A 15,097-nucleotide genomic window follows, 5' to 3' on the forward strand; every position below is an offset into this window, starting at 1 on the left:
AAATGTGCAAGCCTGTACCACTTGCACCCGATTCTGCATATTATTAGTTTTATTGTAATTGTGCAAGTAAGTTATGGAAAAAAGAGGGTAAAAACTATTTAATAATTTTCTTATGTGATATCATCTTGTAAGAAGGAGTTTAATATGAAGACTGTTTTTGAAATGATTATTGATGGCGATATTCCATCAGTGAAGCTATATGAAGATGATGTTTGTCTTGTAATTCTAGACATTAATCCAATTCAAAAGGGACATGCCCTTGTAATATCTAAAAAGCCTTATCCTCGCTTTACAGAATCCCCTTGCCAGGAGCTATCACATATGATGGAGGTAGCAAAAAAGGTCGATTTAAAGATGAGAGAGGCTTTAAAGGCTGAAGGAACTAACATTATGATTAATAATGATCCAGCTTCAGGACAGGAGGTTCCACATCTACATATACATGTTATTCCACGTTATAAGGATGACGGTAAAGGCTTTATATTAAATAAAGATAAATATAGTGAAGGTGAAATTAATCAATTTGGGGAAAAGCTATGTCTAAAATAAGATGGATAGTTTTATTACTTCTTATTACTTCCTTAATTTTTTCATGTGCTACATACACATCTAATATGGGATATGAAAAAATTATCCTTGAAAACGATGGAAATTATAAGGAAACTCGGTTACAAGGAATTATCGAAGAAAAAGCAAGATTAGCCGAGGAAGCTCGTCTTGAGGCTGAAAGAATTGAAAATGAAAAACGCCTAGCAGAGGAAGCTGAGAGACTTGAACAGGAACGTTTAGCTGAAGAAGCTCGTAAGGAAGCTGAAAGACTTGAGCAGGAGCGTTTAGCTGAGGAAGCTCGCAAGGAAGCTGAAAGAGCTGAGCAGGAGCGTTTAGCTGAGGAAGCTCGCAAGGAAGCTGAAAGAGCAGAGCAGGAACGCTTAGCTGAGGAAGCTCGTAAGGAAGCTGAGAAACTTGAACAGGAACGTTTAGCTGAAGAGGCTCGTAAGGAAGCTGAAAGAGCAGAGCAGGAACGTTTAGCTGAAGAAGCACGCTTAGAAGCTGAAAGAGCAGAACAGGAGCGCTTAGCAGAGGAAGCTCGCTTAGAAGCTGAAAGAAAGGAAAAGGAAAATGCACTTTTACAATCACTTGCAAAAGCAAGAAGAATTAACTCTTACCCTTCTGACTTAGCAAGCCTTACTATACCTCATGTATATAGACCTGTTGATAATCCTATATTAAAGGATGATTCTTTTACACAAATTGAGACATTGTTTATTCCACTAGGCTCTAGTGAAAATGATTTAGATGCAATTATTTCATCTATCTCAGATTTAAATGTTGATTTCATCTTTATTACAGGAGCTCTAGAGGATAGAGTTTATCTATCTAAGAAGCTTGCTAAGGATACAGTTACATTAAATGGTGGTTCTATTATCTTTAACACTCAATTATTAGATTCAAATAGTGATGTAGCATCTTTTAAGATCTCTGAGAATAAGGATATAGAGCTTAGTGTAGTAGCTCTTTCTGATAAGAGTGCAGTAACTGCAAAGAGCGTTAATGCTTGGAGAGAATATATAGAAGTAGAGAGCCAAAAGGATACAGAAAAGGTAATTAGTACTGCTCAAAAGCTAACAGATAGTGAAGCTATTCTAGCGCTCTCATCTTCCCAGCCAAGCTCTCTTGATTGGTCTATATTCACACCATACTCATATAGAACTGAAGAAAGCTTTACTATCTCTGATGAGCTAAATAAAACTATGAGTGATACATATAGAGCAACTCATTTCTCTGAGGAAACAGATGGAGGAATTACACTTATTACTCCAGTACTTTCAGAGCGCTTAGATTTCTTATACTCAAAGGGAATTATTGAGGTATCATCATCGACAGTTGCACTCTCTGGATTATCTAATATGGATATTGAAAGATTTGCAATTCTTGCAACATATATTATCCCATAGCTTTCTATTGCCTAGGATAATATCCATTAATATATTTTGAATAATAGGAGAATTAAAGAATGATTTACCATGTAAATAAAGAAAATTTTGAAAAGGCTGTAATCAAGAGTCCAGTTCCTGTACTTGTAGATTTCTTTGCAACCTGGTGTGGTCCATGCAGAATGCAAGGACAAATACTTGAGCGCTATGAGAAGCTCCATAGCGAAGAGGAAGTAAGATTAGTTAAAATCGATTGCGATGAGGAAGAAGCACTCGCAAGAGAGTATAAGGTAGAAACTATCCCTACTCTATTAGTATTCAAAAATGGTGAGCTAGTTGAAAGAGTATCTGGTGTTAGACGAGAGGAAGAGCTAGATAGATTATTAGGCTTATAAGGCTAGACTTTCATAAGCAAGGGACTGTTAAAACTAAATTTAACAGTCTTTTTCATTTAAAGAAAAATATACTCTATCCTTCTTGGTTTTCCAGGAAGGATTATTTATACCTTCTAAAAAATATTAAAAAATTTTTTAATTTATTTTATTTTAAAGAAATAAGAAATCTTAAGGCTTCGATTTTCATGCTTTTACCTCATTTTTATTACGATTTTTTAATCCTTTTTCATGATTATTAATAGAACCTAAAAAAGGAGGATGTAATGGCAAAGGAAAAAGATCGCGCAGCAAAGAATTTTTTCTCTGATCCTAAGATCTTTTCAGAGTTTGTTAATTTATCTCTATTTAATGGAGAAGAAAGAATAAAAGCTGAAGACCTAAGAGAAATAGATCCTGTTAATTCTACAGTGTTTACTAAGAATAAATCCTTAGAGGTCTTAGTAGATAATCTTTATGATTCAACAGTAAAGGAGAGTGATGAAAATGTATATGCAATCATTGGTCTTGAGTCACAAGCATATAGTGATAAGCATATGGTAATAAGAGCAGGCATTGCATCACTATTAATTTATGATAATCAAATAGCTAATACTAAGGAGGGTGAGAAGCTAAAGCCAGTTTATATCATAGTATTTAATATGCTAGATAGGAAATGGAGTAATGCAACTGATTTAAGAAAGCTATTATCAAAGGAGGCAATCAAGGTCTTTGGATATCCTTTAGTAAATGCAGGGTATTATGTCTTAGATCCCCATGAGCTAAAGGGCGAAAAGATAAATAAAATAAGTAAGCCATTAAAGCTAGTATTAAATATTATAAAAAATAAAGGAGATAAAAAGGCTCTTTTAAGTTATATTAATAGTGAAGAGGCCTTTAAGGACCTTGATTATAGAACAGCTAAGTTATTAGAAACAATAATGAAGGTAGATATTCCAAATGATGGAGGATATAACATGTGTAAGGCAATTGAAGATATAAAGAATGATGGTAGGTTTGAGGGCAAGAGTGAAACTCTATATGAGTTAACCCGTGATGGAATAATTACAAAGGAAATAGCTGCTAATAAGCTTAATATTACTGTTGAAAAGTTTGAAAAGGATATGAAAGCTTACTTTGCTAAGTAACAGACTTTAAACTATTTATAATAGGGGCTATTTTAGTAGCCCTATTATGCAAAAACCCCTTCAGCCTAATAAGATCTGAAGGGGCTAGAATAGGGACTGGTTTGACAGTCCCCTTTTCTTTTAGAAGGTATAGCCAATAGCAATCTTTGGAAGAGGTATTGTTAAATCGATATAAGCCTTAGTATTTCCCTTCTCAAATTTTGCGACATACAATACAGTTCCTGTTGAAACAGAGATATAAACCTTAGAGGTAAGATTTAGTTGAAGAGCTGCACTTAAATCAACACCTAGAGACCATGATGATGACTTAATATTTGCTCTTGGGCCAGCTGATAGTAGTAGCTTTGTAGAGTCTCCAATTTTTGTCTGGTAAATATATCCACCACCAAATGTAAAGCTATTTCCTGTCAAATTTGGTGCAAATACAAGATTAAAGCCATTCTTCTCATCAAATATTACATTCATGCCTAAATCTAATTCTGCATTAAATTTTACAGTCCCACTATCCCCTTGATAGTTCAATGAAATATCTGAATTTTGTACACCAAGCTCAAGCTGCATCTTAGTAGTAGCAAACAAAGGAATTGCTACTAATAGTAAAATAGTAATTGCTAAAAATTTCTTCATGTCTTACTCCTTGAAAATCAATTCTAAACAAATATTAAGAATAATCAACTGAAGTTTTAGAGTAATATTTGACATATTACCATTCTTAATGAAAAATTTATCTTAAGGAGACTTACCTATGATCAAAACTAAAAATGAAATGAAAATTATTGAAAGAGAGCATATGAGAGATGGTAGTGGAACAGTTATTCAAAATGAAATTCTATCATCTCTCGATATGGCTAAGCATGCAAGAATGTTCTCAACCTTCACTCTTAAAAAGGGATGCTCAATTGGAGAGCATACTCACATAAAAGAAACTGAGTACTATTACATCCTGTCAGGTGAAGGTGTTGTAACAGAAAAGGATGGGGACAAGCTTGTTAAGGCAGGTGATATCGTTATCACAGGTGATAATGAAAGCCATGCAATTAGAAATGATAAGGATGAGGATCTTATCTTCATGGCTATCATTATTCTCGATTAAACAAACATCTCCTTTATTTCCTTTTCATAGAGCTGAGCAATTTTAAAACGTTTAATTTCCTGCTTACTGCTTAGCTCGTTATTAATCTCAAAGGACTTTCTAAGGAGAGCAAATTTATATATTTGCTCAAAGCTCTTAAAACCAGTTTTACTACTTACCCTTTCTCGAATTTCATTCTCTATCAAGGAATGGACCTCAGGAAGGGTATAAATATCATCCCGGGATACATAGTAAATCTTATTTTGCTTTAAATAATACTCTATAGCCTGTATAGCTGGCACTATTAAAGCTCCTAAATACTTTTGGTCTTGGCCAACTACAACACTAGCTTCTATATATTCACTTTCATTTAAGGCAGCTTCAATAGGAACAGGCTCTAAGTTTTCTCCACCAGAGAGTACAATAGTATCCTTACTTCGACCAACGATATTATACTCATTATCGATAGTCCATACCGCTAAATCACCTGTATTAAAGTATCCATCCGTATCGATTACCTTAGCTGTAAACTCAGGACGCTTATAGTAGCCCTTCATTACCTGCTCCCCCTTAACGTGTAGCTCGCCCTTCTCTCCTATCTTACAAAGGTGTCCATCCTCGAGTGAGATAATCTTAATATCAACATTACCATATGGAACCATAGTACCAGGTCTTCTCTTTTTCCAAGTTCTAATACCTATAACTGGAGCTGTTTCTGTAAGGCCATAGCCATCAACTAGGTTAATACCAATAGCATTAAAGAAATCATCAATCATTGGAGAAAGAGAGCCACCACCACTTATTCCACATGTAAAATTACTACCAAGCTTTGTCTTGATTTGAGAATATACAAGCTTATCACCAAGCATATATAGAGGCTTTAATAGTAAAAGAGGAAGAGCAGCTGTTAAAACCTCTAATACTCTATGCCTTTTTTCATATCTTCTTTCTAAGCCATGGAATCTATTACTGTATTTGTAGTGCTTCATTGCGATGAATACAAAGAAATCAAAGACCTTCTTCTTGAAGCCTCCCTCCTTCTTCATCTGAGCATATACAGCACTTTTGACAGATTCCCAAATACGAGGTACAGAGCCCATAAAGTGAGGATTTATTCTCTTTAAATCACCTAGTAGGATTTTTCCTATAGGCTTAGAGTAAGCAATTGTTGAATCTAGGTAGATAATTATATATTGTAAAATTCTCTCAAAGGAGTGCCATACAGGAAGAACGCTGAGCCATCTCTGCTGTGGAGCAGTTGGGAAGCTTACACTATCTATATACTTAATAATTCCATCAAAGTTACCTTGAGTAAGCATTACGCCTTTAGGCTCACCTGTTGTGCCACTAGTAAAGATGACAGTAGCAAGGTCATCATCCTTTGAATTCATAATTATTGAGACTAGCTCCGCATCCTCATCACATTTAAACTTATTTATTAGCTCATTGTAGGTGAAGATTTTAACTCCATACTCAGCCTCAAGTGTTGAGATATCACCAACTCTATCCTCATCTAGTACAATAATGTTTTTGAGACACTCAAGATTCTTTTTAACAGATAAAAGCTTCTTTAGCTGGTCAAGATTTTCAACAATTACATTCTCAACCTCGGTAGTTTTATATATAAACTCAACCTCACCTGCTGTACTATCTCTTCCACGAGGAACATCAGCAGCACCTAAGGACATAATTGCAAGATCTGATACCATCCAGGCAGATCTATTATCACTTAGAAGTCCAACAAGACTTCCCTTCTTAACACCAAGAGACCGTAGTGCTCTAGCAAATGAGTGTACAAGCCCTCTAACCTCTCTATATGTAAAGTCGATAAACTTACCACTCTTATCCTTCTCCATTAGAAAGACGTAATTTCCAATTTTCTGACACTTTGTCTCAAATAGATATGGAACTGTCATAATTTCCCCTATAAAGTTATTTTTGACATTTTTACTTTAATTGTCAGAAAAGATTTTGACTGAAACACTATTTAATGTCAAGAAAAATTATTTAAGAGCTATAAGCCTTGAATAAAAAAAGGCCTCACCAAAGTGAGACCCAAAGAGAAATAAAAAGCTAATTATTTTTCCCAAAGCTTTTCTGGGTAATAGCCCTCTGCAATTTTCTTTCTTAATTCTTCAACAACTATCTTCTTGTCCTCAGGATATGTCATACCAAACCATCTTTCCTGGCTTGTGAGAACCTTAATAGTACCTTCACCATCTTCAACCATCTTACCTGCACCATTAGGTAGTAAGCATTCAGCCTTAGGAGCTGTAATATTATCTTTTTTGAAGGCCTCCCAATATGGAACGAAGGAATCAAAGACCTTAGGAGTAAAGCCAAAGAAATTCATTGAAACAATTTCCTTACCTGTTAGCTTTTCATCACCTCTATCTAAGTGTGAAACAATACCACCATCAGCTGTATACTCAATTTTGGTATTCTCTTCCATTGTAACGAGCATTGAGTCCTTAACCTTACAAATACCACGAGAAACTGAACCAGACTTACTCATTGTATTTTCTAGAACGTAACCAACCATTGCATGTGTTGTTGCATCATTATCTAGCTGTGAAAGATATGCACCAAGATCCTGATAAGCAGTTCTACCATAGTAGTCATCTGCATTTACAACAGTAAAAGGAGTCTTAATAGCATCCTTAGCGCAAAGCAATGCATGGATTGTACCCCATGGCTTAGCTCTACCCTCACTCTTTTTTACTTCCTCTGCTGTTAATAAGCTATCTAAAGATTGGAACACATATTCAGCATCCATATTACGAGCAATTCTATCGAAAAGGCGTTCTCTGAAATCCTTCTCAATATCCTTTCTGATTATAAAAACAACCTTACCATAACCGCTATTTTTAGCATCAAAAACACCAAAATCTAATAAAGTCTCATTGTGCATGCCTACAGCATCAATCTGCTTAACACCACCATAGCGACTACCCATACCAGCAGCAAGAACCAAAAGTGTTGGCTTCATATCACGCTTCTCCTATTTTTTATTATTAGCTTAAGTGTACAACCTTTATAATAAAAAAAACAGTATTTTTCTTGAATAAAAAAATATAACGTAAAAGAATATTACGTAATCTTTTATTACGTAATATTTATTTATATTATAATAAATTAATTGACTTTTATTGTAATACTAACTATTCTTTGCCACATGCGAATAAAAAAAATTAAGCCATATATATATCTATTACCGGCACTACTTCTTGCCGTAATGTTTGTATATTACCCATTTATTCGCTCAATAGTATCATCCTTTTTTAATATATCTATCTCAGGAAAGTTTAACTCCTTTTGTTTTTTAGATAACTATAAGGCTTTACTAACCGATGATGTATTTTATCTATCATTAAAAAATACATTTATATTTATGTTAATGTTTGTCCCATTAAACACAATATTTGTAATAGCTCTAGTACTACTGACATTAAAGCGAAATAGACTTACAAATATTGCAGAGGGCATATTTATGCTCCCTATGACAATAGGGCTTTCAAGCGCAGCACTACTCTTTAAATTTCTATTTAATGAAACTAATGGAGTAATAAACTCAATACTAAAGCATGAAATCCTCTGGAGTAGCAATGTATTCCCAGCACGTCTAAGCCTAGTATTCTTAGGTATTTTCCTCGACCTCTCGATCGATTATCTACTTCTTTTAAGTGCAACTAGAAATCTCGATAGAGGCCCTATTGAGGCCGCTATGGTCGATGGATGCACATCAAGACAAATCTTTTTTAAAATAAAGCTTCCAATGCTTCTGCCAATACTTTCCTTTATAGTTTTTATAGCAATTAAGGATGCTCTTTTAATTTGCTCACCTATTATTGTAATGACAGAGGGTGGCCCTGCAAGAAGCACTCAAACTATAGTTTATTACTACTATCTATCAGCATTTAAGAATTCTGCAATATCGAAGGCTGCAACAATAAGTACACTTGTATTTATTATAGCTGCAATTATTCTATCTCTATATAAACGCTTTGAGAAAAGGAGGATAACCTTCTAATGAAGAAAATTTCATACATCCTCCTAATTCTCATGATGGTTATAGTGCTATTTCCATTTCTTTATGCACTCTCAGCTTCATTCTTCTCAGCTAGTGAATTTTTAACCTATCCTGCGAAGCTATTTCCATCCAAGCTTAATTTTTCAAATTTCATTAAGGTATTAAACCATAAATACTTTACAAGATATATAATTAACTCTCTCTATACAGGATTATTGGGTACATTTCTTCGCTTAGCTATTTCCTTTAGCGCTGCATTTGCATTTACTCACTACCGATTTAAATATAGAGAGGCTCTATTTTCCTTTTTAGTATTAACTCTATTTATTCCTTCTGATCTTCTACTAGTTGAAAACTATATAACAATTCAACGTCTACATTTATTAGATACATATATTGGAATAATCTCAACAGGGTTATTCGGAGCAAGTCAAATATTTATCCTAAGACAATTTATGAAAACTATTCCTCAGGATATTCATGAAAGTGCACTCCTTGATGGCGCTTCAGACTATAAATATATTCTTTTAATATTACTTCCACTATCAAAGGCTATGCTAGTTACTCTAGCATTACAAAGCTTTGTAAATATCTTTAATTCATATCTTTGGCCGCTACTAGTAACTAACACACCCAAAATGAGGACGATCCAGGTAGGAATTACAATGCTAGGATTCTCTGAAAGCTTAAATTATGGCCCAACTATTGCCGCAATTATTTTATTATTTATTCCTTTTGCTTTGCTATTTGTAATCTTTAAAAAGAGCATTATGAAGGCTTTAGAGAAAGGATATTTATATAGTTAATTTGGAGGACGGAATGAAAAAACTACTTGTACTATTGGCAGTTCTTTTCTGCTTAAGCTTCGCACTATTTGCAGCAGGAGCTAAGGAAGAAAAGGTTACTACTATTACCTTTTGGCACTCAAATAGTGGCATTTTAGGTGAAGCACTAGATGAGCTAGTAGAAAAGTTTAATACAACTGTGGGAAAAGAGAAAAACATTGAAGTTGTTTCAATCTACCAGGGTAAGGCTAGTGATGTATTAACTAAGGTAAAGGCAGTAAGCCAAAGTGATAATGTAAGTGAATACCCTTCTCTAGTTCAACTTGATGCAACAGGTGTTGTAGATATGGCTTCAAATAAGGATCTTTTATATGCAGAGGATCTATTTAAAGCAAATGGTGATGATCTATCCTTCCTACTTGAGCAGGCTAAAGAAAGCATGATGTATAAAAACAAGATGATCGCACTTCCTTTCAACGCCTCAACAATACTTTATTACTACAATAAAACTCTCTTTGATGAGTGTGGAATATCTCAAATAAAGACTCTTGATGATTTAATAAATGTCGCTAGCAAGCTTACTAAAAAGGATGAGAGTGGAAAGGTTGTTAGATATGCAATCTCAGCTGTCCCAACCACATATGAAATGTGTGCTTTCATCGGTAGCCAAAATGGTGGTAGCTACCTTACTGATATGGAAAATGGTCACCAGGGCTTTGCAACAAAGACAGTTTTCAAGGAGGAAGGTACTCTTAAAAGCTTCTTAGAGAAATGGGAGGAGCTTTATAAGACTGGTGGTTTAAAGAACTCAACTAGTGGTGTAACAACAGAGTTTATCTCAGGTCAAACAGCTTCAATGCTTGCCTCAACAAGTAACCTAACTACAGTATTAAGTGGTATCGATGGTCGCTTTGAGCTTGGAGTTAGCTTCCTACCAATGGTAAATGAAAATGCAACTGGTGGTGTAAATCTTGGTGGTGGAGCCCTATTTACCTTTAACTCTGATGAAGCTACTCAAAGAGGAGTATATGAATTCATGAGGTTCTTAACTAGTGCAGAAAATCAGCTCTACTGGCACATCGAGACAGGATATCTTCCTGTAAATAAGGACACATATACATTAGAAGAATATATAGAGCACTGTAATAAAAACCCACTTTTTAAGGTAGCTTCAGACCAGCTCTTAGCTTCAAATCCAAAGGTAGTTGGACTTTGGATCCCAAATGGCTATGAGGTTTATTATGCATTCCAATCAAATATCAAGGATATGCTTGAAAAGGGTATTTCTATTGATGAAACTGTTGATAAAATGACAAATGAAATTGATAGAGGCTTAGATGCTTTCAATAGACAGAATATCAACTAGTACAAATTTATTATGCTTTAAAAGAGGTGGCAGAAGAGAGATGGTTGAATCCATCCCTCTTATTGCCTCATATGGGTATAAGAATATAGATTTAAATTTCTGTGAGCTGCTAAATCCTGGAAACAGAATTGATGACAGCTACATTAAAATAGTTGAAGGCTATAAAAAAGAGCTTCAAATCAGCTATAACCAAAGTCATGTTCCATACACACAGGACTATCTTGCGCTATCAGAAAAAGAAAGAAATAATCTTGATACCTTAATTAAAAGAGCCTTTGAATACTCATCAGTTTTAGGAGTCGATACAATTGTAATCCACCCTATTAGAGGTTTAATTAAAGATAATATAAAGTACTTTGAGAATGTAATAAAAATAGTTCCAAGCAATTGTCGCTTAGCTATTGAAAATATGGAGCGTCATGATGAGATAGGAAGAGCTGAGGAGCTACTTGAGATAATTGCCCCTTTTGATAAATCTAAGGTTGGTATTTGCCTTGATACAGGACACGCTCATATGTATGGCTTAAATATTTCAGATGAGATAAAAAAGCTAAATGATAGTTTAATAGCAACACATATAGCAGATAACCATAAAACCTCAGATGAGCACTTTATGCCATACTTTGGTTCAATTGATTGGGAAGGTGTTATATCAACTCTAAATGAGATCGATTACAAGGGCTTCTTAACATATGAAATAATGTTCTTCTTTAAGTATTTACCGCAGGAGCTCCAAGAGGATGTTGGAAAGCTATCCTTAAAGGTATTAGAGCATCTTATTTCTTTGAAGAAAAAGAGCAGTTCCTTTTAAAGGAGCAATTAGTACAGAGAGAGCCTGGACAATCCTGGAAGGAATCATAGGCACTCTCTAGCTGCTTAATATGCCACTTAAGCTCACCAATGTGGTCATTTAGTGCCTTTACCTTCTTTTCTGCATCTATAAGCTTTTCTCTATAGCTTGATAGCAATATTTCTCTTCTAAGCTCACCACTTTTATCCTCATCAGATAAAAGAATAATTCTTTTTATCTCCTCAAGTGAAAAGAATAGATTCTTTAGCTCCATTATTCTTTTAATATATACAAGATCTGCATCGCTATAAATTCTCTGCCCACCACTAGTTCTTTCATTACTCTTTAGTAAGCCCATTTCATCATAGTAACGAATAGTCCTAATTGTGAGACCTGCAGCCTCAGCTAATTGCCCTATCTTATATTTATTTTCACTCATCCTTTAAACCTGACAAACTATATATTATTAATACTCAATATAGCAAAATATAATTTTTTTAACAAATTTTTGTATTATTAGTATGAGATATGAAAAAAATAATACAACGGGGCTCTCAATTATGGAGCTACCACCTCAGGACAGGCCACGGGAGAAGCTAGAAAACAAAGGTGCTTTAGCACTTTCAGATCTAGAGCTTCTCATGATTTTGTTATCGAGTGGAAATGCAAAAAGGAGAGTAAATGAAATTGCACTCGATTTATTAACTCTACTTGACACCAAGGTTGATGCCACTACAGATGATATTGCTAAAATTAGTGGTATTGGCACAGCTAAGGCATCTGTTATTTCAGCTGCACTTGAGCTAGGCAGGAGAAGATTTGTAAAAAATGGTAATACCATTTCAACTCCAAATGATATCTTCTTAGAGGTAAAGCACTTTGCAACTAGAGAGCAGGAGCAATTTATCGTAATAGTATTAAATGGTGCCCATGAGGTTATTAATATTTTTACAGCCACAATTGGTCTAGTTAATAGAGCTCTCATCCATCCTCGAGAGGTTTTCTCAGACCCAATAGCACGTAGAGCTACTGCTATTATCTTAGCTCACAACCATCCAAGTGGAATCTTAGAGCCAAGTAGAGAGGATATCACAACAACCTCAAGACTAGCAGAGAGTGGAGAGATTCTAGGTATTAAGGTAATTGACCATCTTATCTTCTCAACAAAGTCCTACTACTCCTTTAGAGAGCATGGTCTAATGTAGCTTTATACCTATTAGCTTAATTACATCCAGAGCTTGTGAAACATCAAGCTCTGCTCCCTTTAGCTCCTTTAAATCAGAGGAAATATAAATTTCAGATAAATCACTTCCATCTAGCTTTAATGAAGCAAGCTTAGTATTAACTAGAAATGCTCTTGAAAGCGTAGATGAAATAATACTAGAGCCCTTATGTGTAATATCATTTAAGGAAGTATCTGATAAATCACAGCTTTCAATTTTACAAATTAACCGCCGAGAAAGCTCACGCGCCTTGGCCGTGGGATGAAAGGCGGTAATGCGTAATGCTATAAAATGTGCTATAATGATGTCATGCGGACACTGACAGTAAAACTGTACAATAGCGATGACTTCGGATACCTTAGTGATATGATAAATATCGCCGGGATCATATACAACACGGCACTGACAATCATACAGGACTACTACGATGCGACAGGGAAGCTTTTGGATAAATATGAACTCCAGAAACAGCTCCGTGGTCTTCGCAACGAGGATGAAAACCACCACTGGCGTTATGTAGGAAGTCAGGCGGTACAGGAGATAACCGACAGGATATACAGGGCGTACCGGCTGTTTTTCACTAACAGGGAGAAGGGAGTCAAATGTTCGCCACCGCGTCGTCGCAAGGTCAAAAAGTACAAAAGCGTCACCTACAAACAGGCGGGATACAGATTCCTTACTGGCGGACGTATCAGCATAAACGGACACATCTACAGATACTGGGACTCCTATGACGGACTCCTGGAACGGATCAAAATCAAGACCGTAACGGTAAAGCGCAACATACTCGGAGAGTTTTTCGTCTACGTCACCACCGACAGCGCCGTCACCATGCGTGAAACCAGGGACGGACGCGGTGATGTCGGCATGGACTTTGGACTCAAGATGTTTCTTTCGCTGTCGGACGGCAGTGTGATTAGATCCCCGGAGTTTTTCAGACAGGGAATAAACGAAGTCCGAAAAGCGAACCGCGCCCTGAGCCGTAAGGTGATGGGGAGCAACGGATACGAGCGTGCACTGAAGGCACTGTACCGCAGGCACCAGGACATCGCGAACAGACGCAGGGACTGGTTCTGGAAGCTAAGCCACGAACTCTGTTCAAGGTACGGCGTCATAGCCATAGAAGACCTTAATATCAAGGTTATGGCGAGGATGTGGGGACGCAAGGTCCACGACTATGCGTTTTCGGAGTTTGTGGAAATCCTGGAGTGGTGTGCCCGAAAGTACGGGACCAGGGTCATCAGGATTGGACGGTACTACCCGTCGTCCCAAACCTGCTCCGTCTGCGGGCATGTGTGGCCGAGCACCAAAGACCTCAGTGTCCGTGAGTGGACCTGCCCAGAATGCGGGGTGTATCACGACAGGGACGTAAATGCCGCGGTGAACATACTCGCTGAGGCAAAGCGTATCATGAACCGAATGGAACAGGCGAAGGACGCCTAGATCATAAGGCGAGGCCGGACGGGTCTCGCGGGCCAGAGACGGTGTAAGACGCCCTTTGGGACGCAGCCTTCGTTACCATGGCCAGATTCCCATGGGCTTGCCCGTGGGAGTACGTCAAAGCTATTAAATAAGGCTTCTGAGAAATTACAATTAATAAAGGAGCACGATAAAAAGCTACAGCTGTTAAAGGCTGCAGAGGATAAGTCACAATCTGTGAAGGTAACCTCTGAAAAGCAACAATTTAAAAGGTATAATACGAAAAAACTTCCCTAGCATAGTTTTCACTAGAGAAGTTTTCATCTACATAATCCCTAAGCGCTGTGATCATCTACAATGACGACCCTTAAGGACCTCTACGACCTCACTTAAGGATGTATCCTTTTGAGCTAATAGAACTAAGAAATGATAAATAAGGTCTGCAGCCTCTCCTAAGAAGAGCTCCTTATTGTTATCCTTACTCTCAATTATTAATTCTACAGCTTCCTCTCCAACCTTCTGTGCAATCTTATTTAATCCACGAGAGAATAGATGGTTAGTATATGAACCCTCCTGAGGATTATTGCGTCTATCATTAATTACATCTTCAAGATAGTATAAGAACTCGCTAGAAGTCATCTCACTTGGTTCATTTTCTTCATTAAAGCAGGTATCAGCACCAGTATGACATACAGGGCCTGTTGGAATAGCCTTAACTAGTAAGGTATCCCCATCGCAATCGGCAAGAATCTCTCTAACCTGTAGGAAATTTCCTGAGGTTTCACCTTTAGTCCAGATCCTCTTTCTAGATCTTGACCAGAAGGTCACAAGACCTCTGTCGAGTGTGAGCTGATAAGCTTCAGCGTTCATATAACCAAGCATTAAAACACGATGTGTTACAGCGTCCTGTACAATTGCAGGAACTAATCCATCACCCTTTTCAAAATCAATAACCATAA

At 36.5% G+C, this 15,097-nt stretch carries 16 protein-coding genes; 11 read left to right on the forward strand and 5 right to left on the reverse strand.

The features are described 5' to 3' along the window. Nucleotides 1–144: 144 nt before the first annotated feature. The 4 genes from FYJ80_RS02940 to FYJ80_RS02955 all read left to right on the forward strand — a co-directional run bounded on the left by FYJ80_RS02940 (nucleotide 145) and on the right by FYJ80_RS02955 (nucleotide 3,453). Nucleotides 145–549 carry an HIT family protein gene (locus FYJ80_RS02940; RefSeq protein WP_154424630.1) on the forward strand — a complete coding sequence of 135 codons (405 nt, stop codon included), beginning with the start codon at nucleotides 145–147 and terminating at the stop codon, nucleotides 547–549. Next, complete coding sequence (locus FYJ80_RS11710) at nucleotides 537–1,955, forward strand: cell envelope integrity protein TolA (RefSeq protein ID WP_206360934.1); 1,419 nt, start codon at nucleotides 537–539, stop codon at nucleotides 1,953–1,955. Before FYJ80_RS02940 ends, FYJ80_RS11710 begins: the two co-directional genes overlap by 13 nt. Nucleotides 1,956–2,014: 59 nt before the next feature. Continuing rightward, complete coding sequence (gene trxA / locus FYJ80_RS02950) at nucleotides 2,015–2,329, forward strand: thioredoxin (RefSeq protein WP_154424631.1); 315 nt, start codon at nucleotides 2,015–2,017, stop codon at nucleotides 2,327–2,329. A gap of 263 nt (nucleotides 2,330–2,592) precedes the next feature. Then, complete coding sequence (locus tag FYJ80_RS02955; RefSeq protein ID WP_154424632.1) at nucleotides 2,593–3,453, forward strand: Rpn family recombination-promoting nuclease/putative transposase; 861 nt, start codon at nucleotides 2,593–2,595, stop codon at nucleotides 3,451–3,453. A gap of 120 nt (nucleotides 3,454–3,573) precedes the next feature. On the opposite strand, the gene FYJ80_RS02960 is transcribed toward FYJ80_RS02955, so the two are convergent. Beyond that, complete coding sequence (locus FYJ80_RS02960; protein WP_154424633.1) at nucleotides 3,574–4,080, reverse strand: hypothetical protein; 507 nt, start codon at nucleotides 4,078–4,080, stop codon at nucleotides 3,574–3,576. A 118-nt stretch (nucleotides 4,081–4,198) separates the two neighbouring features. Here FYJ80_RS02960 and FYJ80_RS02965 point away from each other — a divergent pair, with 118 nt between their 5' ends. After that, complete coding sequence (locus FYJ80_RS02965; RefSeq protein WP_154424634.1) at nucleotides 4,199–4,546, forward strand: cupin domain-containing protein; 348 nt, start codon at nucleotides 4,199–4,201, stop codon at nucleotides 4,544–4,546. Here the strand turns inward: FYJ80_RS02965 and FYJ80_RS02970 are convergent. Both FYJ80_RS02970 and FYJ80_RS02975 read right to left on the reverse strand, forming a co-directional pair. Then, entirely contained in the window at nucleotides 4,543–6,441 is a 1,899-nt protein-coding gene (locus FYJ80_RS02970; RefSeq protein ID WP_154424635.1) for an AMP-dependent synthetase/ligase, read from the reverse strand. The genes FYJ80_RS02965 and FYJ80_RS02970 overlap by 4 nt on opposite strands. A 161-nt stretch (nucleotides 6,442–6,602) precedes the next feature. Further along, nucleotides 6,603–7,514, reverse strand: a complete 912-nt coding sequence (locus FYJ80_RS02975) for a nucleotidyltransferase family protein (protein WP_154424636.1) — start codon at nucleotides 7,512–7,514, stop codon at nucleotides 6,603–6,605. Between the two features lie 186 nt (nucleotides 7,515–7,700). Between FYJ80_RS02975 and FYJ80_RS02980 the strand changes: the two genes are divergently transcribed. Genes FYJ80_RS02980 through FYJ80_RS02995 form a run of 4 tightly spaced genes read left to right on the forward strand, consistent with a single transcriptional unit; the run spans nucleotide 7,701 to nucleotide 11,517 of the window. Continuing rightward, nucleotides 7,701–8,555, forward strand: a complete 855-nt coding sequence (locus FYJ80_RS02980; RefSeq protein ID WP_154424637.1) for a carbohydrate ABC transporter permease — start codon at nucleotides 7,701–7,703, stop codon at nucleotides 8,553–8,555. Next, nucleotides 8,555–9,361 (forward strand): carbohydrate ABC transporter permease, encoded by an 807-nt coding sequence (locus tag FYJ80_RS02985; protein WP_154424638.1) that lies wholly within the window; start codon nucleotides 8,555–8,557, stop codon nucleotides 9,359–9,361. The genes FYJ80_RS02980 and FYJ80_RS02985 overlap by 1 nt, the downstream gene beginning before the upstream one ends. A gap of 13 nt (nucleotides 9,362–9,374) precedes the next feature. Continuing rightward, a complete protein-coding gene (locus tag FYJ80_RS02990; RefSeq protein WP_154424639.1) occupies nucleotides 9,375–10,706 on the forward strand; it encodes an ABC transporter substrate-binding protein in 1,332 nt (443 codons plus the stop codon). Continuing rightward, nucleotides 10,678–11,517 carry a sugar phosphate isomerase/epimerase family protein gene (locus FYJ80_RS02995; RefSeq protein ID WP_154424640.1) on the forward strand — a complete coding sequence of 280 codons (840 nt, stop codon included), beginning with the start codon at nucleotides 10,678–10,680 and terminating at the stop codon, nucleotides 11,515–11,517. Before FYJ80_RS02990 ends, FYJ80_RS02995 begins: the two co-directional genes overlap by 29 nt. On the opposite strand, the gene FYJ80_RS03000 is transcribed toward FYJ80_RS02995, so the two are convergent. Next, nucleotides 11,483–11,935, reverse strand: coding sequence for a helix-turn-helix domain-containing protein (locus FYJ80_RS03000; protein WP_154424641.1), 453 nt, complete (start codon nucleotides 11,933–11,935; stop codon nucleotides 11,483–11,485). The two genes, FYJ80_RS02995 and FYJ80_RS03000, sit on opposite strands and share 35 nt — an antisense overlap. Before the next feature lie 82 nt (nucleotides 11,936–12,017). Between FYJ80_RS03000 and radC the strand changes: the two genes are divergently transcribed. Next, the gene (radC, locus tag FYJ80_RS03005) at nucleotides 12,018–12,701 is read left to right on the forward strand and encodes a RadC family protein (RefSeq protein WP_154424642.1); all 684 of its coding nucleotides are present in this window, start codon (nucleotides 12,018–12,020) and stop codon (nucleotides 12,699–12,701) included. Nucleotides 12,702–13,028: 327 nt separating this feature from the next. Further along, on the forward strand, nucleotides 13,029–14,162 hold the full coding sequence (locus tag FYJ80_RS03010) for an RNA-guided endonuclease InsQ/TnpB family protein (protein WP_206360935.1): 1,134 nt from the start codon (nucleotides 13,029–13,031) through the stop codon (nucleotides 14,160–14,162). A gap of 324 nt (nucleotides 14,163–14,486) precedes the next feature. On the opposite strand, the gene hisIE is transcribed toward FYJ80_RS03010, so the two are convergent. After that, nucleotides 14,487–15,095, reverse strand: a complete 609-nt coding sequence (hisIE, locus tag FYJ80_RS03020) for a bifunctional phosphoribosyl-AMP cyclohydrolase/phosphoribosyl-ATP diphosphatase HisIE (protein ID WP_154424644.1) — start codon at nucleotides 15,093–15,095, stop codon at nucleotides 14,487–14,489. Nucleotides 15,096–15,097: the final 2 nt, after the last annotated feature.

Origin of the sequence: Bullifex porci (assembly GCF_009695635.1) — a bacterium.
In the GTDB taxonomy this organism is placed as follows: Bacteria; Spirochaetota; Spirochaetia; order Sphaerochaetales; family Sphaerochaetaceae; genus Bullifex; species Bullifex porci.